Here is an 18,080-nt window from a genome sequence, read left to right as displayed (position 1 = left end):
CGATTTCAGTCCTTTGGCTATTTATATTATATCGCATACCGAACTAATGTTCACGCGTTAAAACAAAAAAGGGGGCGATTCAACTCGGCATTGAAATGCCAAGTTTTCTCGCCCTCAACGTAATAAAGAGTGAAGAAAACTGATTTTTTAACGAAAATATTAAAATTTAGCTAAGGCGGCTTGACCAAGCGCAAAATGGTCTACAATGGAGACACTTATGTGAAAGGAAAGTCGAATCATTGCGGGATAGAAAAGAAAATCGGGTTTCTAGCCAGAAAAGCAGGTCAAAGAAGCTGGCTTGGTTGGCAGGAATCGCAATTGTCTGCGGGATTGTCTATTACGGCAGACAGCAGACGGTCAAGCCGGTGGAACCAATCGTAACTACTGGCCAGCAGGGGAAGCGGCCGGACAGCCTGGCAGCCTATGCCAAGTCTGTCATGGACAAGAACCACTTAGCAGGGGCAATCGGCATCGTCAGGAATGGCAAGCTCACGACCGTGACCAGCGGGATGGCTGACTTAAAAAAGAGGATTCCCAACAGCTCCAAGCAGGTCGTTTACCCCATCGGGTCTATGCAAAAAGAAATCACGGGGGCCATGGTCATGCAGGTCATGCGGGAAAAGGCTCATACGGACCAAGCCTTTAGTCAGGATACGAAGATTGCCAGGTGGTATCCCAACCTGAAGCATGCTGATCAGGTGACGGTCGGCAATTTGCTAACCCACACTTCTGGCTATGCCGTGCCAACCGTTGAATACGCGAGGCATCAGGAATACACGGACCTGGGGGCGGTAGCCTGGACGATCAGCAAAATCGATACGACCGATCAGCTGCCGGCAGGAAGCTATATTTACAGCGACGTCAATTTCATCTTGCTGGCCGGCATCATCAAGAAGGAGACGGGCAAGTCATATTCCCAAAACTTCTATGACCGGGTGGCCAAGCCCTTGAAATTGACCCATACCTATATTCGCCAGGATCTGCCGAAGAAATTGCACCTGGCGGTGTCCTACCGCTATGTGGATCCAAACTACTATCAAAGAGCCATCAGCTATGCCGTGCCGGTGTCGACGCAGCTGCCTGGGGCCGGCAACCTGGTTTCTACCCCAGCTGACTTCTACAAGATCCAGCTGGGCTTGGAAAACGGCCAGCTGTTGACTGAAGAGGAATTCAGCAAAATGACCCACTTGAAGGCCAAGAAGACCTTGTATTCTGGCGGGGTCTACCTCAAGAAGCATGAGACCATCCACCTGGCCTACGGAACCTTGGACAAGGAGCATTACGGGGCATATATGCAGCTGACGGCTGACAATAAGAACGGGATCATCATGCTGATCAACCAGCGCCAGCAGAGCGAGCGGAAGCTGAAGCGGATTGCTTTTCAGATCCTGAAGCGGATCAAGGCGCGGACCTTCTCCTTGTATTAGGCAACGAAACAGAATAACAAAATAAGCAACAAGAAAAGCGTGATCGGGAATGATCACGCTTTTTGACGTCTATGTTTGACTAGTCCATGGTCAAGACGATGCGGCCTTTCTTGCCGTGGCCAGCTTCCATTTCCAGCGCTTCATTGACTTCGTCAAGCGGGAGCACTTCGGCAATGTTTGGCTTGATGCCTTTTTCTTCCAGAATCTGGACGGCCAGCTTCAGGTCCTTGTCGGCAGCCCCGCAGAACATGAAGTCGTAGGTCACGCCATGCTTGGCAGCCATCCGGTCGTATTTGAGCCCCGTCATCGAGAAGAGGGCGGTCTGGACGGCCGTCAACTGGTTGCGCTTGGCAAAGCGCCGGTTTGGCATCCCCTGCAGGGCTACCAGGTGGCCGCCCGGCTTCAAGATGCTGAATTCCTTAGGCAATTCCTTGACGCCGACGGAAGAGATCACCCCGTCCACGTCGTGGAGGAATTCGCTGTAGTCTTCAGTCTTGTAGTCAAAGTACAAGTCAGCCCCCAAGGCCATGACCCGGTCGCGGTTTTCAGCTGATCCTGACGTGTAGACTGGGTAGCCAAAAGCCTTGGCCAAAGGGATGGCCATCGCGCCAAAGCCACCTGAGCCGCCGGAGATGAAGAGGCTTTGCCCCTGCTTGAGCTCCAAGAGGGTGAAGGCTTCCATTGCCGTCAAAGCGGTCAATGGGACAGCGGCGGCTTCAACGTCGGACAGGTAGTTTGGCGTCTTGCACAGCCAGCGGGCATCAACGGCCACGTATTGGGCAAAGGCCCCAATCTTTTCCAGCGGCAGCCGAGTCATGACCCGGTCGCCAGGCAGGTAGTCGGTCACGCTGGAACCGACGGCTTCAACTTCCCCGGCCAGCTCATTCCCCATAATCAGGGGCAATGAGTAGGGGGCAACTGGCCAGATGTTCCCGTTCTTGATCAGGTTGTCCACCGGGTTGACTCCGGCCGCCTTGACCTTGACCAAGACTTCCGTATCTGCCAGTTCAGGCACGGCAACTTCTTGCACGCTCACGGGAGCGGCAGTGCCGTATTGGTTTAAAACGGCTGCTTTCATAGAATACACACTTTCTTTTACGAGTTAATCCATCTTTTCTTAATTTCTTCCTATAACCTAAGATTATTAGTCAGCAAAGCATCTGTCAATCAAGAAAAGGGTGATTTTTGCGATTTGTGCATAAGCGCTTTCAGCTAGTACAATAGATGGTAAAAATAACCAAAGATTTCATTGAGAAAGCCAGGTTTTTATGAAGAAAGACATTATCAATAAACTGACGCTTGCCGCCGCGGCCTTGACCTTGGCCGGGACCGCTGCTCCTGCAGCTCAGCCAGCAGTCTTCGCGGCCAAGAAGAGCACGAAAACGAGCAAGAAGACCACTAAAAAGCGCAAGCAGAAGACCAATGCCCAGACCTACGCTCCAGCCGTTCAAGGGCAAAGCGTCTACGTCGGCACTGCAGTCACGGCTCAGTCAGTCGTGACCAACGCGGCTGCTCTGCCGGCCGGAAGCAAGTTCGCGTTTACCAAGAAAGTGAACTACAAGAAAGCCGGGACCTACAAGACGGCCGTCAAGGTAACCTACCCGGACAAGTCCAGTGAAAAGACCAAGACGATCACGGTCAAGGTCCAGAAACGGCCGAAGCTGGCCAAGCTCTACGCGCCGGTAGCCGTGGGCGTGACCGCGCCAGTGGGCAGCAAGGTGACGGCCAAGAGCGTGGTGGTCAATGCTGACGGGATGCCATACGGAACCAAGTATGCCTTCACCAAGAAGGTGAACTGCAAGAAGGCCGGGACTTACAAGACGGCCGTCAAGATTACCTACCTGGACAAGTCGACCTATACGACCAATTCCATCAAGATCGTCGTTACAAAGAGCGCTAGTCAAAAGAGCAAGGCTAAGAGTAGCCAAAAAGCCGCGGCCAAGACTACTCTGGCCAGCCAGTACGCGCCAAAGGCGGCTGGCGTGACGACGACTGCCGGCAAGAAGGTCAGCGCCAAGTCTTTGGTTGCCAATGCCAGCCAGCTGCCAAAGGGCACCAAGTACGCCTTTACCAAGGCTGTTGACTTTACGACTGCCGGCACTTACCAAACCGCGGTCAAGGTTACTTATGCGGACAAGTCCAGCGAGCGGACCAAGTCTGTCGCGGTCGTCGTTAAAGCCGCCAAAACCGTTAAGAAGACGGACGCGGAAATCTATGAGCCTGCCTTGAAGTCAGCCAAGGCTGAAACCTACGCGGGCGAAAGCATTGATGCCAAGTCCTTGGTCAAGAACGTGGCTGATTTGCCAAAGGGGACCAAGTTCTCCTTTGCCAATGCCGTTGACTTCAACAAGGAAGGCAAGACTACCGCGCAAATCAAGGCTACTTATCCAGACAAGTCCTGGGACTTGGGCGGCAAGGTGACGATCACGGTCTCCAGTTTGACCAAGGAGATGCAGATTGACTCATATCAAGGAAAAGACGCGAGCGGTCACCCAATTGAGGCCATCTATGTGACCAACAACGCTGATATCAGCGTTGCCCTAAGTGCCGTCTTTGCCTTGAAGGACAAGAAGGGCAATTCACTGTCAACCAGTTCCGATGCTGCCAATCCAGTCGGGCCAGGCGAAACGGCAATCCTTTATGCCGGCTTCTATGACAGCAAGTCCGCGGCCAGGATGGACTACACTTTGACGGCCAAGCCATCCAAGTACAATTCAAAGATCGTTGACCTGCTGGACCAGGACAAGAGCAACTCAATCAGCCTGACCGACACTGGCGTCAACCTGTCAGTTGCCAACAAGGGCACCAGCACCCTGTACGCACCAAGCGCAACGGCCATCTTCTTGAAGGATGACAAGCTCGTGGGCGTTGGGCGGACCAAGCTTGATGATGGTTCAGGGATCTTGAGCACGGGCACGGGCTCAACGGCGACGATCAGCTTTGCCAAAGCAAGCGATGGCTACGACAACGCTTTGATCACCTTCTCCGCCCGGGACAAGAAGTAAAGCAATATTCCCTGGGAAATAAAGCAAACAAAACCCCTCCGCCAGTTGGCGGAGGGGTTTTCTGTCTTCTTTTGTTAAGCAGCACTAGTTAGCTGAGCAGGGCCTTGTCGCTGGCGAATTCTTCACCGGAGACGACTTCAAATTGGTGAAGCAGCTTTTCAACGGTCAGCTTCTTCTTTTCTTCACCCTTGATGTCCAGCACGACCTTGCCGGCGTTCATCATGATCAGGCGGTTGCCGTGGACGATAGCGTCTTTCATGTTGTGGGTAATCATCAAGGTGGTCAGGTGGCCTTCGTTGACGATCTTGTCCGTTGCTCGCAAGACCTTTGAGGCGGTCTTAGGGTCCAAGGCCGCGGTGTGTTCGTCAAGCAGCAGGATCTTTGGCTTGACCAAGGTGGCCATCAGCAAGGTCAAGGCTTGTCTTTGCCCCCCTGAAAGCAGGCCGACTTTGGCCGTCAAGCGGTCTTCAAGACCCAGATCCAAGATCTTCAAGCGCTCCTTGTATTCTTCCCGCTCCTTGTTGTTGACGCCCCAGGCCAAGCCCCGGTGCTTGCCGCGGCGGGCGGCGATCGCCAGGTTTTCTTCAATCTGCATGGTTGGCGCGGTCCCGGTCATTGGGTCCTGGAAAACTCTGCCGATCAAGGGAGCCCGCTTAAAGTCAGGCAGGCCAGTCACGTCTTGGCCGTCGATCACGATTGAGCCCGTGTCAACTGGCCAGACGCCGGCAATGGCGTTCAGCAGGGTGGACTTGCCGGCCCCGTTGCCCCCGATGACGGTCACGAAGTCCCCGTCTTCCAAGGTCAGGTCGATTCCGTTCAAGGCATGCTTTTCATTAATGGTGCCTTGGTTAAAAGTCTTGGTAATGTTCTTCAGCTGCAGCATTTATTTGGCCTCCATCTTCTTGGAATTCTTGCCAGCCTTGGCAAAGGAACTCTTGGCACGGCTTCTGAGGTAAGGCACGGCCAGGAACAGGGCAACGATGATCGCGGTGAACAGCTTCATCAGGTTTGGGTTCATCTTGAGCCACAGGATCAGGGTGTAGACGACGTAGTAAAGGATGGCGCCGACTACGACGAAGGCCAGGTGGCCAGCAAAGTTCAGCTTCTTGCCCAGGATCGCGTTGCCGACCACTTCACCGATGATGACGGCGGCCAGGCCGATGACGATGGAGCCACGGCCGGCGTTGACGTCCGCAAAGCCGGAGTATTGTGAGGACAGGGAGCCAGCCACGGCAACCAAGCCGTTGGAGAGGGCCAGGCCCAGAACCTTCATCCGGTCGATGTTGATCCCTTGTGCCTTGCTCATTTCCTGGTTGGTCCCGGTTGCCCGGATGGCTTCACCGATTTCTGTCCCGAAGAACCAGTACATCAAGGCGATCAAGACGATGACGATCACGCCGCAGACCAGAAGCGAGCCGTTGACGTCCAAACCGGACATTACCATGTTTCTGGTGGTGGAGCTGATAGCCGTGTTGGCCTTGAAGCTCATGATGGCCAAGTTGATTGAGTAAAGGGCGTATTGGGTCAAGATCCCGGCCAGGATGGCAGGAATCCCCAGCTTGGTGTGCAAAAGGCCCGTAACTGCCCCGGCCAAAAGGCCTAGAACCAAAGCGGCCCCGACAGTTGCCCAAGGGGTCCAGCCCTTGAGGATCAAAACGGCGGAGATGGCCCCGCCAGTCGCGAAGGTCCCGTCGACCGTCAGGTCGGCGATATCCAAAATTCTAAAAGTAATGTAGACCCCGAGGGCCATAATGCCCCAGAAGAGCCCTTGCGCGGCCGCGGCCGGCAATCGGCCCAAGAAGTCTAAGAAATTAAGTGATGCAAAGTATGCGCCCATAAATAAAACTCCCTCTAAGCGATTGAATGCAGATTATGGAAAAAGGGATGTACCTGGCATCCCTTTTCAACAATATCAAAATCTAAAATTATGAGCCCTTGTAGGCCTTGTAGCCAGCTGGAACCTTGATGCCGAGTTCCTTGCAGATCGTAGGGTTGTATTCCTTGACTGGGTGAGTGTAGTACTCAACTGGCATCTTGGCAACCTTCTCCTTGCCTGAAAGGATTTCAGCGGCCATCTTGCCAGTCTGCTTGCCCAGGCCGTAGTAGTCGATGGACAGGGTAGCTACGCCGCACTTGCTCATGACCCCTTCTTCACCGGCGATGATTGGCACCTTGGCCTTCAGCGCTACGTTGTTGATGGTCTTCGCGCAGGAGGCAGCGGTGTTGTCGGTTGGGATGTAGATCACGTCGCTGCCGCTGGCTGCTTGCCGGGTAACGGAGTTGACGTCGTTGGTGTCTGAGAAAGTGTATTCGGTAACCTTGTAGCCGTCCTTCTTGGCGTACTTGGCAACTTCCTTGGCTTGGTATTTGGAGTTTGGCTCAGCTGAGCAGTAGAGGATCCCGACCTTCTTGGCCTTTGGCACGAAGTCCTTGATCATCTTTTCCTGCTTGTCCAGCGGTGCCAGGTCGGAAGTCCCGGAAACGTTGCCGCCGACCGTACCATTGAACTTCTTCAGGTTCAAGGCAACTTGGTAGTTGGTTACGGCCGTCCCCAAGATCGGAATGGACTTGGTGGCTGCCGTAGCCGCCTGCAGGCTGGCCGTAGCGTTGGCCAGGATCAGGTCAACCTTTTCGGAAGCGAAGTTGGTGCAGATGGTTGAAGCGGTAGAGGAGTCCCCTTGAGCGTTTTGTTCGTCGAAAGTAACGTTCTTGGCGCCCAACTCCTTCTTGACTTCAGCCTTGAAGCCCTTAGTAGCCGCGTCCAAAGCTTCGTGCTGGACGAGCTGACAGATCCCGATCTTGTAGTGCTTATTGCTGGTCGATGAACTGGTTGATTTGCTTGACGATGATGACGAGCCGGAGTTGACGCAGCCCGCTGACCCTAAGGCCATGACTGTCGTCAAAGCAACGACGGCGAGTCTTTGCAGCTTTCTCATGATATTTCCCTCCATCTAAAATTTCTAAGATGCCATATTCTTAACTCTTCAATTCAGCCGCGACGGCGACTGCAACAAATTAGGTTTTAATAAAACTCTCATTAATAAATGATAACCATATTGTATATAATGGCTCCTGCTTTTTCAAGCAAAAACTTAAATTAAAATTAAAACTTTTGCTTGGCTACTTTTCCGTGTATGGCTTGTAGCCAGCAGGCGGCTTGATCCCGAGCTTTTTACAAATGGTTGGGTTGTATTCCTTGACCGGCTCTGGATCGTATTGGATTGGCATTTGGGAGATCTTCTTCTTGCCAGTCAGGACCTGCACGGCCATCTGGCCGGTGATCTTGCCCAGCTTGTTGAAATCGATGGACAGGGTGCCGACCCCGCAGCGGCCCATCAGCATCTCTTCGCCGGCGATAATTGGCACCTTGGCCTTGAGGGCGACGTTGTTGATGGTCTTGGAGCAGGATGAGGCGAGGTTGTCGGTTGGAATGTAGATTACGTCAGAAGCGCTGACCGCCTGCCGGGTAACGGAGTTGACGTCGTTTGTGTCAGAGAAGGTATATTGGGTAACCTTGTAGCCATCTTTCTTGGCATACTTTTCGATTTCTTCAGCTTGGTATTTGGAGTTGGGTTCTGAGGAGGAGCGGAGAATCCCGAGCCGCTTGGCTTTAGGAACAAAGTCCTTGATGATTTTTTCCTGCTTGTCCAGGGGCGCTAAGTCGGAAGTCCCGGAGATGTTGCCGCCGACCGTCCCGTTAAAGTGCTTGAGGTTCAAGGCAACGGGGAAGCTGGTTACGGACGTCCCTAAGATCGGGATGGACTTGGTCGCGGATGCCGCGGCTTGCAGGGCCGGGGTAGCGTTGGCCATGATCAGGTCGACCTTTTCGGAAGCAAAGTTGGTGCAGATGGTCGAAGTGGTTGAAGAATCGCCTTGGGCGTTTTGGTCGTCAAAAGTAACGTTCTTGGCGCCAAGCTCCTTCTTGACTTCGGCTTTAAAGCTCTTGGTTGCCGCGTCCAAGGCTTGGTGCTGGACGTATTGGCAGATGCCGATCGTGTAGTGCTTCTTCTTAGTGGTGCTTGAAGAGGCAGGCTTGCTGCTTGAACCTGAATTGACGCAGCCCGCTGAAGCGAAGGCTATCAAAGCCGTCGCGGCCACGAGCGCGATACGCTGAATCTTTCTCATGATATGTTTCCTCCTAAATACGTGAACTGAAGTTCACACTTCTTTGACAGTGACAATTGCTGAAAGAATCTCTGACTTAATTTTTCTTTCATTCAAAAGTCATGCTTGCATTTTAAAAAACTAATTTTAACTTTGCAATGGAAATTAAATTATCATTAGAAAGAGAGCTTTTGACGTGAAATAACTGATTTTTTAGTTAATGATACATAAAATTATATACCGTGAAAAAATTTATTTATTAATTGTCAGTTGCGATAGATGAGCTTTATTGCTGACCGTCGGCTGATGGTAGTATACTGAAAAATAGTTTGAATAGCGCAGCTTTTGCATCGAATGACGAAAGCGGCAATAACGTTAAGCTATTTGCTTTGAGGCTATTCGGCTTAATCGTTCCACAGCTATGCTTGTACATATATATCTTTATTCTTTTGGGTTCGAGTCTGCTTTTATTGGTTTAGGGGGGAGAAAAAATGAAAGAATGTCCGAATTGTCACCAGCAGATTGCCGATAACGCAAGTTTTTGTCCAAAATGTGGCGCTAAGCAGACTACAAATAAGCTGTGTCCGCGCTGCCATGCTGAAGCAGCCAAGACGGCTAAGTTTTGCACCCATTGTGGCTACAGCTTCAGGCAAGAGGCGGTGCAAGCACAAACTGGGCAAGCAACTAGTACGTCAGAAAGGCCGTCATTTATTGCTTGGCTGATAAATGCCATCGTGAACCCATTCGAGAAGTATCCAGCCGGACCATGGTATGGGCTGCTGATCTTGTTTTTGCTGATCTTTGGCAACGGCTGGGCTTTTTGGTCAAACCGCTATGAGATTCTGAAGGATTGGCTCATGGTAGATCGCTGGGGATATGGCTCAACGCTGGTTACATTCTTGCAGCAGCTGAACCAGCAGGAACTGGATCACCTGGTATCGCAGGTGGTTAAAAACTACAACCTGCTTAAAATGGTTCCGCTGATGACTTTTGCGGCCGCTTTGCTGGGCTTCGCGCTCGCGCTTCTCTTGCGCGAGCAGGGCGGCTATCCGCACGTAAGCTATACGGAGATTGTCAACCGGGCAATGCATCCCGCAATTTACAGCCTGCTCATTGTGGTGATTATTGCGATTATTTTTGCAAGCATGGAGCCATCGGTAAGCAGATTCTGGATCACCATTGTTCTGTCGCTCCTTGAGTGTCTGTGGCTTGTCATCAGTATTGCTTCTGCTGTCCCACTCAGCTCAGGGAAGAATTTCAAAGACAAGATGCTCAGTGCATTATTACGGTTTGTATGGTTTATTGACATTATTGCCGTTTGCGTTGGTCAAGCATATCTGCCGTTCTTTATCGGCAGTCTGCTTAACAAATTGACCAAATTTGTCAGCCAATTCTTTTAAAGCGAAAATCGAGTCTTGAGAAGAGCGGCAATGTTTCCTCGGGTTATGGGGCAGTTCCTGCCAGAGCGGGACAAAACTGGTTTTGAGATAGCAAAAGACGACTGCATCAAAGGTGCAGTCGTCTTTTTTGATGGAGTTGGCCGCTTTTTCGCAAAGTGTTTTCCGAAAAGTTCCCAACTGTGGCGATTTTTTCGGGCGGACCTGGTCAATTTTATCGTTTTCAACCGTTTTGCCTTCCTTAAGCAGAACCGGCAGGTCATCCGGATCGTCCTGCAAGAGCTGCTGACCAAGCCGGACTTTGTCGGCGAGATCGTGCGGGCTTTTCAAGCCCGGCTGGCGGAAAGCCCGCGTCTGGTTGAAAGCAACCTGGGAATTCTTTTGGAAAAGCATCCGGAATACCAGCCCATGGACCTGCTGAGGATCATTGCCGGGCCACTGGTGGCCTACTTTATGCAGCGCTTCGTCTTTTTCCCGGACCGGGAATTTGCTGAAGAGCGCGACTTAAAGCTGATCGCAAAGCAGATCCTGCTCATCTTGAATTAACAAAGACTTCCAATCCAAATGGGTTGGAAGTCTTTTGCGATTAGGAAAAATAGCGAAGCAGCGGGAGCAAGCGGTATACTAGACAAGAAGCGATTAATGTAAGGAGGGCGAGCAAGTGAAAAGACGCAAATGGCTGCTGGCGGCAATGGGTGGACTGTCTTTGCTGCTGGCGCGGCCAGTTCAAGCCAAGACAGGCGAATTGACCCTGTCGCAGGCAGCGCGGGTTTACGACGCGCGGGGCATCCCCACCCAGTACTCTTTCAAAAAAGGGGCCAAGGTCGCCTACGCGGGCAAGCCGGCGCGCGCCAAGCATGCCCGCTATTCCTTTTACAAAAACGGCCTTGAGTACGCTCTCCCGGTCGTGACCATCAACCACCGGGCCTATTACCGCTTGGCGGCAGGCACCTTGCTGCTGGCCAGCCGGGTCGGCCGGATCGACGGCCATTTGGCTTACGCGCCCTGGACCACCGTCACCGTCACGACTGCCGACGCGACTTATTCTGACGTTGACATGAAGGTCGGGAAGAAGTACCTCGTGGATGCTTACGGCTACTTTGACTCCAACTTTGGCGAAGAAGGGGGCATGCGCTGGTACCGGGTCAAGGGCACTTCCGGCAAGACGGCCAAATACATTTACGCCGACAACGTTGCTCCTGCCCAGCGCGTGCACCAGATCGACTATGACCGCCTGGGCAAGCTGTGGGTCGGCTTTGATGCCGGCGCCGTGGTATATACGGCCGCGGGGACGGTCCAGGACCTGAAGGGCGGGACCTTGTCGGCCGCGTCATCTCCTCTGCAGGTGGACCGGCGGATGTACGTCTGGGTCCCAACGCGCAAAGAAGCCGTCCTCTTCTATCACGTCAAGAACGCCATGAGCAAGGTCTACTTTACTGACGGCCACCACTACGGCTATGACAGCCGGGCGGATATTGGCGATGGCCTGGTGCCGGCCTTTTTGGTCAAAAATATCATCTGGTACGGGACCCAGCAGGAGCCGCTTTCCGGCAAGATGCCCGCGATCGTCAACACGCCCCGGCAGGCCAGGAGAGACGCCAAGCCTGCCACTGATAAGCAGCGGGCCGCTTTGACCCAGCTGCTGGCGGGGAACGAGAAGACCAGCCTGTCCATGACCTACCTTTTGTCCGATGCCCGCCTGCGCGAGAATTTCACGTCGGCGCTGCTTAGCGCCAAAAAGACGGCCCAAAAGGCCAGCCCCAACCGGGCGGAAGTCAAGTTTGCCATCTGGCGGCTGGAAAAGGCCAGAGGGGACTTGAACGGGAAAAAGGTCGTGGTCCAGAATCCGATGAAGTTTTCCGTAGCTGAGGAAGAAGAAGTCGCCTCCTTGGTTGAACGGGCCAAGTCGGGCGTCTACGCCAAGCCCCGGGCCTACCTGACTGACCACGACACCAGGCTGTACGTTGAGGACTCAAAGAGCGGGAAAAGGGAAACGCTGCCGTTGACCAGCTTCGTTTCCGGCTTTGACCGGGAGTATCCGCGCTCGCGGAGCAGCGAGACGGAGAGCTCCGCCAACGTCAAGGATATCGCCAAGGACCCGCTGCTGGCCCAGTACACCCAAATGATTTTGTATCAGGACACAAAGACGGCTTTGGTCGCGCGCAAAAAGACGCCGCTTTACTTCAACAAGTCCGGCAAGTACGACTATGTCGACCAGCTGAAGCTTGAGCCAAAAGGGAGCCTGCGGGCCGGGCAGAGCCTAAACCTCTTTGTCGGTCCGGTCTGCAAGCTGGCCGGCCAGTACTACATCACCGTCTGGGGCAAGCAGCCATATTTCGTCAAAGCCCAGGACGTCTGGCGGGACGACTATTCAAAGTCCAGGCTGTATAAGAAGTACCAAAAAGCCATTCCAAAGTCAGGAAAGGCCATTATCGTTGCCTCTAAAAAGACTTATGCCTACAAGTACGACCGCGACGGCGATCTGGCCAAGCGCGTCAACGTCTTTCACTGGGGCGACAGCGTGCCGGCCACCGAGCTCTATGTAGTCAAGCACGACAGCCGCTACTATTATTGCAATGGTCCGCTTGCCTCACTCGTGATCCCATGCGCGAAAGTCCACCTGCGCAAGTACATTACCCGCTAAAAAAGCCTTCATGCCAATTTTGGTCATGAAGGCTTTTGCTTTTTCACTTTAAAATGCCCAAGCGCGCTTTCAGCTGGAGAACTCTGGCGACGGACTGGTCGATCCGCGCTTCCGTGAGCTGGCCATTTCTTACGGCTTGGACCAAGGCGGGGATGCCGGTCTGCCAGTTGCCGCCAAGCAGAATGTCGTTGCCGGCCAAAAGGGCCAGGAGGTCGGGCGACATTCCTTTGGCCTTGGCATATTCTTTGGCCGCGTCCATCTGCAGGTCGTCCGTCAAAATTATGCCGTCATAGTTCAGGTCTTGGCGGATGAAGTCATGGATTGGGACTGACAGGGAGGCTGGGGCGGCAGGATCAAGGCAGCTGACGATCAGGTGCGAGACCATGATCGACCAGGCCCCGGCCCTGATTCCCTGTTTGAAGGGCTCCAGGTCTTGATAAAAGGCCGTCTTGCTCTTGCGGCTCACCCCAACGCCGGTATGGGTATCGCCCGCGTTGCCGTAGCCGGGGAAGTGCTTGAGGCTGGAAGCGACTTGGCAGTCTTGGTAGATTTGGCAGGTTTCAGCCACGAACCTGCCGCTTTCCTTCCGGCTGGCCTTTAGCGTCCGTTCATAAATGAAGCTGCTTGGGTCATCGGCCACGTCGGCGACTGGGGCAAAGTTCCAGTTGATGCCCAAAGTTTTTAGTTGCTTGGCCACCATGGTTGCTTCTTTTCTTAAGCCGGCATGGCCGCTTTCCTGGTAGATCTTGGCGGGGCTAGGGTAGGCGTGGCCAGCGGCAATCGCCGGGCTGGCGCTGAGCCGGTCAACCAGGCCCCCTTCCTGGTCGATCGCGATGAAGAGCCCGTGCCGGCTCAAGCGCTGGTATTCGCGGCATTCTTTTTGCAGGCTGGACTGGGTCTGCCCGGCCAGGTCTTTGCCGAAAAGGAGCACTCCGCCGACTTGCGCGCGGCTGACGGCTTCTGCCATCTCCGCGAAGTCGCCCGTGCTGTCGATCAAGTAGAGCTGGGCAATTTTTTCTTTCAGGGTCATCTGTTTGAGCTGCTGCATCTTTTTTTCTCCTGGCCACTAATTCATTGCTTATTTCAGCTTTAACTATACCACCTTTGACAAAAAGAAATATTTTTCATAAAGGGTAAGATTTTGCTTTAATTATTGCAAAAAGGATAAACAATTTTATAATTTTATGATCAAGGCGCGAGAAAGAAAGGGCTTACAAGGAGAGAAGCGGCGTTGTCAGGCCTGGCCAAACTGATTCAGCAGCTCGAACCATAAGTGCGGGCTATTGTATAGCGTAAAAGACAGTGCTATTATCAAAGGCAAGGAGAGGTTAAATCAGATCTCCCTTCTTAGTTGCTGAATGTGGCAAGCGACAGCCGGTTTTCGAAGAATATTGCGGCTGGCGCCTGCAGGATCGGCCAAAGAAGAAAGCTTAAATAGAGCATAATGCATACGCCCATAAGACGGAAGTTGGTCACTTCCGTCTTTTCTTTTGCCAATTTTAGCCATGCCGCGTCGTCATTAAGTTGCCCTAATTTGTGGATATAAATAAAATATTGACAAGGTAATTGCCAAGCAGCAATCCGCCGAGCCGAGATCATCCATTTGCGAACGATTTTCAGAAATTTCTGTTTGGAAAAAGCTTGAAATTGCCAGGTCGCCGCTTACAAGCAGCTTGGTGCAGAACAATTACTTGAAAAAGGCCTCAAGAAAATTGTAAAATTTTAGGAATATCGATTGTATAATATCTAATGTATGAACACTTTCAAAAAGGAAAATGAGGAAGGATTTCAATGAAAAAGAGACGCATCAAACACTTTAAGTCAAACAAAGGCTTGGTAGCGGCTGAACTGGCCCTTTTGGCCACGGCTTCCGGCCTGGCATACGGCGGGGCAGGCTCAGTCAAGGCTGACGCGGTCGATGCCGGCAAGCCGGCGGCTACTGTCGTTGCCGCTAAGAGCGACAGCCAGCCTGCTGATAATGCCAACGCCGCGGCTGCCAATCCGGCCGACAGTACAAAGACTGCAGATGCGGCCAATGCCAACGCTGCAGACGCGACGACTGCAAATACAGCCAATGCAAATGCAGCCAGCCCAAAGCCATCAGCTAGTCCAAAAGCTGCAGCGAAAACGACGGCCACTGCCAATGCAAAAGCTGCCAGCGATGCTAAGACTGCAACCAAGGCAGTGCAGGCGGCCAAGGTTCCGGATGTCCAAACCGCTTCAAAGGCGGTCACCGCGGCTAAGACGACTACGACCACGTCCAACCCAAAGAATGCCTTTGGGACGACGGCAGGTTCAACCTACTACTATGATGCCAATGGACAAGCAGTCAAGAGCCAGGTCTTCACGGTCAGCGGCAAGCAGTACTATGCTGACGCCAAGGGCCAGATTGCCAAGAACACGACCAAGACCTTGAACGGGATCAAGGTTTCCTTTGACAAAAAGGGGGCCGTCAACAACAAGGTTGACTACGCCCAGCTTTTGCGCGACCAGGTTGAATTCCTGACCGCGGTTGACTTGAAGAAGAACGTCAAGTACGACTGGACTGAAGCCAAGAACGGCTACCAGGAGTCAGCTGTCCACGAAATGGCCCAGCTCCTGGCTCAAAAGGACGTCAACGATGACGATGCCGTCATCTCCTCATTAATGGAAAAGAACAGCTCCATGCCAGGCAAGGTTTTGACAACTTTGACCATGAACGTGGGGCAAAACGGCTACACGGCCAGCCAGTTCTCCAAGGCCCTGATCGCCAAGCTGGGCTCAGCTGACGCGACCAGCAGCGTGGTTGGCGCGGGCTACTACAACGGGACTTTGGCAGCCTTGATCTACCAAGCAGCCAGCCAGGCCAAAGCCAAGCAAGCCGCATCAGCCATTTCAGCCGATGTAGTCAAGGCCTACAACTCAACGACTGTTGCTAAAGGCTTGACCGATGGCAGCAAGATGCCGGCAGCCGACTTGGCCAAATTGGTCAGCGGCGTATCAAGCAGCCTGCTGACGGGCCCAGAAGGGACCGCGATCAGCGACCAAGTCCTGACGACCATTGAAGCTGGTTTGGCTGGGGACGCTAAGGCCTTGACCGGCGTAAGCAACTACTACGATGACAAGGGCACGGCCTACCACTATGAATACTGGCTTGATGGCGCGGACAGCGCGGCTAAGCTGGCCAACTTCCTGGCGCTCAACAGGGGCGTCAAGTATGGGCAAAGCCTGAAGGTCAACTACTCAGCTACCTTGACCAAGGGCGAGGAAGCAGCAGTTGAACCGGTCAACGAAACGCCAGCAAGCAAGAAGTCCAAGGACGAACTGGACCTGGCTTACCAGACTGGGACTGAAACCGGCTTGAAGTATGAGCCGGTCACGGTGCAGAAGATTGCCGGGATGACCAAGGACACCATCCGCGGGGTCGACATTTCAACCTACCAGGCTTTGATCAATGCCGGCGTGAAGTTCTATGACTTTAACGGCAAGGAAGCCAGCCTGATCAAGGTCCTGGCTGACGCGGGCGTCAACTGGATCCGCCTGCGGGTCTGGAACAACCCATACAACGCGGCCGGTCAAGGCTACGGCGGCGGGAACACCGATGAGGAAAGCCTGATCAAGATGGCTAAGGAAGCCAAGCAGTACGGCATGAAGCTTTTGGTCGACTTCCACTACTCCGACTTCTGGGCTGACCCAGCCAAGCAGCCATTGCCAAAGGCTTGGAAGAACTTGTCCGTCAACGCCTTGAACGAATCAATCTCTCTTTACACCAAGAAGGTCTTGCGGGACTTGGCGCGTGCCGGGGCTTCCGCGGATATGGTGCAGGTCGGCAACGAAGTTACCAACGGGGTCTTTGGCCTTTACACTGACCGTGACCACAACGGCACTTGGCAATCATTGTGGCTCAGCGCCAGCGGCGACCAAGCAGCCAAGTATTTGGCAACTGCCGCCAAGGCGGTCCGCGATGCCGCTCCACTGGCCAAGATCGCCGTTCAGCTGGAAACGCCAAACATCGACAAGTACCGGACGATTATGACCGTCTTGAAGAAGAATGGCGTTGACTACGACTACTTGGGAACTTCCTACTACCCATTCTGGTCAACGGGCAACGGCAACGGGACTTACAAGGGCAAGGACCTGGGGACTGGCGCCAACACGCCGGACAACCTGCTGGCCGTGGAACAGATGGCCAAGGAAGAATTTGGCAAGCCAACCGTCGTTCTGGAAACCGGCTGGCTCAACGTCGACTCAGAAGACGGCGACGGGGAAGGCAACTCAGTCAACAGCGTGCCAAACGGCGTTAAATACGCGGCCAGCCCCCAAGGACAAGTCGACGAAATGACCGACATGTACAAGGCGATCGTCGCTGGCGGCGGCTTGGGCGCCTTCTACTGGGAGCCAGCCCAAATTCCTGTCAAGGCCGGCAACGAAAACTGGAACTACAACGACCAGATGTCCAACGCCATGGGCACTGGCTGGGCCGCCAAGTACGCGATCGGCTACGCGCCTGACTCCGTAATGTTCTACAACGGCAAGGAGACTTGGGGCGGCTCAACTTGGGACAACGTTGCCTTGTTTGACGACAAGGGCTACCCGCTGCAGTCATTGATGATGTACAAGGGCTTCCTTGACGGCTACAAGACGGCTTTTGAAAACACTGCTTCAGCCGCTGACGTCAAGCTCAGCGCGGTTTACGGCACTGACGGGGCCAGCGTGAAGGCTGAAAACGTCCTGAAAGCCGGCCAAAGCGTCACTTTGCCAAATTACCTGACCAGCGCCGCGGCTGAATACTTGAACGGGGTCAAGGGGACCGAAATCCCAAGCGCTTCCTTGAAGGCGGTCTTCAATGGCTTGGATGGCAACGCCGATGCCATTAAGGGCGCGTCCTTCACTGGCACTGATGGCAGCAAGTACCACTACGAGTACTGGCTTGAAGGCCAGACGGCCGCTGAAAAGCTGGCCAACTTCTTGAAGGCCAACGCGGGCGTCAAATACGGCGACCCAGTCAAGATCAATTACACTGCCACTCTGATCAAGGAAGATCCAAAGGAGGTCAGCGTAACCTCAATGGCCACTCCGGTTCTGACCAAGGTCTGGGGTCTTGATGGCGTGACGATCGACAAGCCGCTGACTGCGGGTGCTGCTTTGCCAGCTGCAGACGTTAAATCAATCCAAGACCTGGTTGCCAGCTACCTGACTGGAACCAAGGGCGAGGCAATCGCAAGTTCAGCCTGGGACAAGATCAAGGATGCCTTCAACACGGGCGTCAACGGCAATGATGTCTTCACGGTTACTTTTGCCGGCGGGAGCAAGTCAACCTACCGCTATGTCTACTATCTTGACGGCACTGACCTGGAAAGCCTGAACAAGGACGCGAAGTACGGCGATTCAGTCAAGCTGAATGTTTCGGCTTCACTGAAATGGATTGCCAATGTTTAAACGTTGAATGGAAAATGCTCAACAAGCTGATGTTGGGCATTTTTTTGAGAATTAAGCAAACCAAGTCAAAACAAAGCTCAATATC

12 protein-coding genes are annotated in these 18,080 nt (G+C 53.4%); 6 read left to right on the top strand and 6 right to left on the bottom strand.

Annotation, left to right across the window (positions count from 1 at the left end; all coding sequences use genetic code 11):
* The first annotated feature begins 302 nt into the window (after nucleotides 1-302).
* Nucleotides 303-1,427: a serine hydrolase domain-containing protein gene (locus FYJ62_RS04735; RefSeq protein WP_195837389.1), complete on the top strand. Its 1,125-nt coding sequence runs from the start codon at nucleotides 303-305 to the stop codon at nucleotides 1,425-1,427.
* Nucleotides 1,428-1,506: 79 nt separating this feature from the next.
* On the opposite strand, the gene FYJ62_RS04730 is transcribed toward FYJ62_RS04735, so the two are convergent.
* On the bottom strand, nucleotides 1,507-2,505 hold the full coding sequence (locus FYJ62_RS04730) for an NADP-dependent oxidoreductase (protein WP_154548235.1): 999 nt from the start codon (nucleotides 2,503-2,505) through the stop codon (nucleotides 1,507-1,509).
* 190 nt (nucleotides 2,506-2,695) lie between these two features.
* Here FYJ62_RS04730 and FYJ62_RS04725 point away from each other — a divergent pair, with 190 nt between their 5' ends.
* Entirely contained in the window at nucleotides 2,696-4,432 is a 1,737-nt protein-coding gene (locus tag FYJ62_RS04725; protein WP_154548234.1) for a Rib/alpha-like domain-containing protein, read from the top strand.
* A gap of 88 nt (nucleotides 4,433-4,520) precedes the next feature.
* On the opposite strand, the gene FYJ62_RS04720 is transcribed toward FYJ62_RS04725, so the two are convergent.
* From FYJ62_RS04720 to FYJ62_RS04705, 4 genes are all read right to left on the bottom strand, one after another.
* The gene (locus FYJ62_RS04720; RefSeq protein WP_154548232.1) at nucleotides 4,521-5,315 is read right to left on the bottom strand and encodes an ABC transporter ATP-binding protein; all 795 of its coding nucleotides are present in this window, start codon (nucleotides 5,313-5,315) and stop codon (nucleotides 4,521-4,523) included.
* A complete protein-coding gene (locus FYJ62_RS04715) occupies nucleotides 5,316-6,269 on the bottom strand; it encodes an ABC transporter permease (RefSeq protein WP_154548230.1) in 954 nt (317 codons plus the stop codon).
* 88 nt (nucleotides 6,270-6,357) lie between these two features.
* On the bottom strand, nucleotides 6,358-7,368 hold the full coding sequence (locus FYJ62_RS04710; RefSeq protein WP_154548228.1) for an ABC transporter substrate-binding protein: 1,011 nt from the start codon (nucleotides 7,366-7,368) through the stop codon (nucleotides 6,358-6,360).
* 184 nt (nucleotides 7,369-7,552) lie between these two features.
* Nucleotides 7,553-8,557 carry an ABC transporter substrate-binding protein gene (locus FYJ62_RS04705; RefSeq protein ID WP_154548226.1) on the bottom strand — a complete coding sequence of 335 codons (1,005 nt, stop codon included), beginning with the start codon at nucleotides 8,555-8,557 and terminating at the stop codon, nucleotides 7,553-7,555.
* A 470-nt stretch (nucleotides 8,558-9,027) separates the two neighbouring features.
* Between FYJ62_RS04705 and FYJ62_RS04700 the strand changes: the two genes are divergently transcribed.
* The 3 genes from FYJ62_RS04700 (at nucleotide 9,028) to FYJ62_RS04690 (ending at nucleotide 12,577) form a co-directional block, all read left to right on the top strand.
* Nucleotides 9,028-9,936, top strand: a complete 909-nt coding sequence (locus FYJ62_RS04700) for a zinc ribbon domain-containing protein (protein ID WP_154548224.1) — start codon at nucleotides 9,028-9,030, stop codon at nucleotides 9,934-9,936.
* 30 nt (nucleotides 9,937-9,966) lie between these two features.
* Nucleotides 9,967-10,479 carry a hypothetical protein gene (locus tag FYJ62_RS04695; RefSeq protein ID WP_154548222.1) on the top strand — a complete coding sequence of 171 codons (513 nt, stop codon included), beginning with the start codon at nucleotides 9,967-9,969 and terminating at the stop codon, nucleotides 10,477-10,479.
* A 115-nt stretch (nucleotides 10,480-10,594) separates the two neighbouring features.
* The gene (locus tag FYJ62_RS04690) at nucleotides 10,595-12,577 is read left to right on the top strand and encodes a hypothetical protein (RefSeq protein ID WP_154548220.1); all 1,983 of its coding nucleotides are present in this window, start codon (nucleotides 10,595-10,597) and stop codon (nucleotides 12,575-12,577) included.
* Between the two features lie 43 nt (nucleotides 12,578-12,620).
* On the opposite strand, the gene FYJ62_RS04685 is transcribed toward FYJ62_RS04690, so the two are convergent.
* A complete protein-coding gene (locus FYJ62_RS04685; RefSeq protein WP_154548218.1) occupies nucleotides 12,621-13,625 on the bottom strand; it encodes a glycoside hydrolase family 3 protein in 1,005 nt (334 codons plus the stop codon).
* A gap of 743 nt (nucleotides 13,626-14,368) precedes the next feature.
* Between FYJ62_RS04685 and FYJ62_RS10750 the strand changes: the two genes are divergently transcribed.
* Entirely contained in the window at nucleotides 14,369-17,995 is a 3,627-nt protein-coding gene (locus FYJ62_RS10750; protein ID WP_229771833.1) for a glycosyl hydrolase 53 family protein, read from the top strand.
* The last annotated feature ends 85 nt before the right edge of the window (nucleotides 17,996-18,080 follow it).

It is taken from the genome of Lactobacillus porci (genome assembly GCF_009695985.1).
Lineage (GTDB): Bacteria > Bacillota > Bacilli > Lactobacillales > Lactobacillaceae > Lactobacillus > Lactobacillus absianus.
Note: the sequence above shows the minus strand (reverse complement) of the source record. Positions and strands in the feature narration are given on the sequence as shown.

Bases quoted from the DNA above. Each gene is read 5' to 3' on its own strand.
- FYJ62_RS04685 (WP_154548218.1), bottom strand. From the start codon at position 13,625: ATGCAGCAGCTCAAACAGATGACCCTGAAAGAAAAAATTGCCCAGCTC.
- FYJ62_RS04695 (WP_154548222.1), top strand. From the start codon at position 9,967: ATGTTTCCTCGGGTTATGGGGCAGTTCCTGCCAGAGCGGGACAAAACT.
- FYJ62_RS04710 (WP_154548228.1), bottom strand. From the start codon at position 7,368: ATGAGAAAGCTGCAAAGACTCGCCGTCGTTGCTTTGACGACAGTCATG.
- FYJ62_RS04700 (WP_154548224.1), top strand. From the start codon at position 9,028: ATGAAAGAATGTCCGAATTGTCACCAGCAGATTGCCGATAACGCAAGT.
- FYJ62_RS04720 (WP_154548232.1), bottom strand. From the start codon at position 5,315: ATGCTGCAGCTGAAGAACATTACCAAGACTTTTAACCAAGGCACCATT.
- FYJ62_RS04705 (WP_154548226.1), bottom strand. From the start codon at position 8,557: ATGAGAAAGATTCAGCGTATCGCGCTCGTGGCCGCGACGGCTTTGATA.
- FYJ62_RS04715 (WP_154548230.1), bottom strand. From the start codon at position 6,269: ATGGGCGCATACTTTGCATCACTTAATTTCTTAGACTTCTTGGGCCGA.
- FYJ62_RS04725 (WP_154548234.1), top strand. From the start codon at position 2,696: ATGAAGAAAGACATTATCAATAAACTGACGCTTGCCGCCGCGGCCTTG.
- FYJ62_RS10750 (WP_229771833.1), top strand. From the start codon at position 14,369: ATGAAAAAGAGACGCATCAAACACTTTAAGTCAAACAAAGGCTTGGTA.
- FYJ62_RS04730 (WP_154548235.1), bottom strand. From the start codon at position 2,505: ATGAAAGCAGCCGTTTTAAACCAATACGGCACTGCCGCTCCCGTGAGC.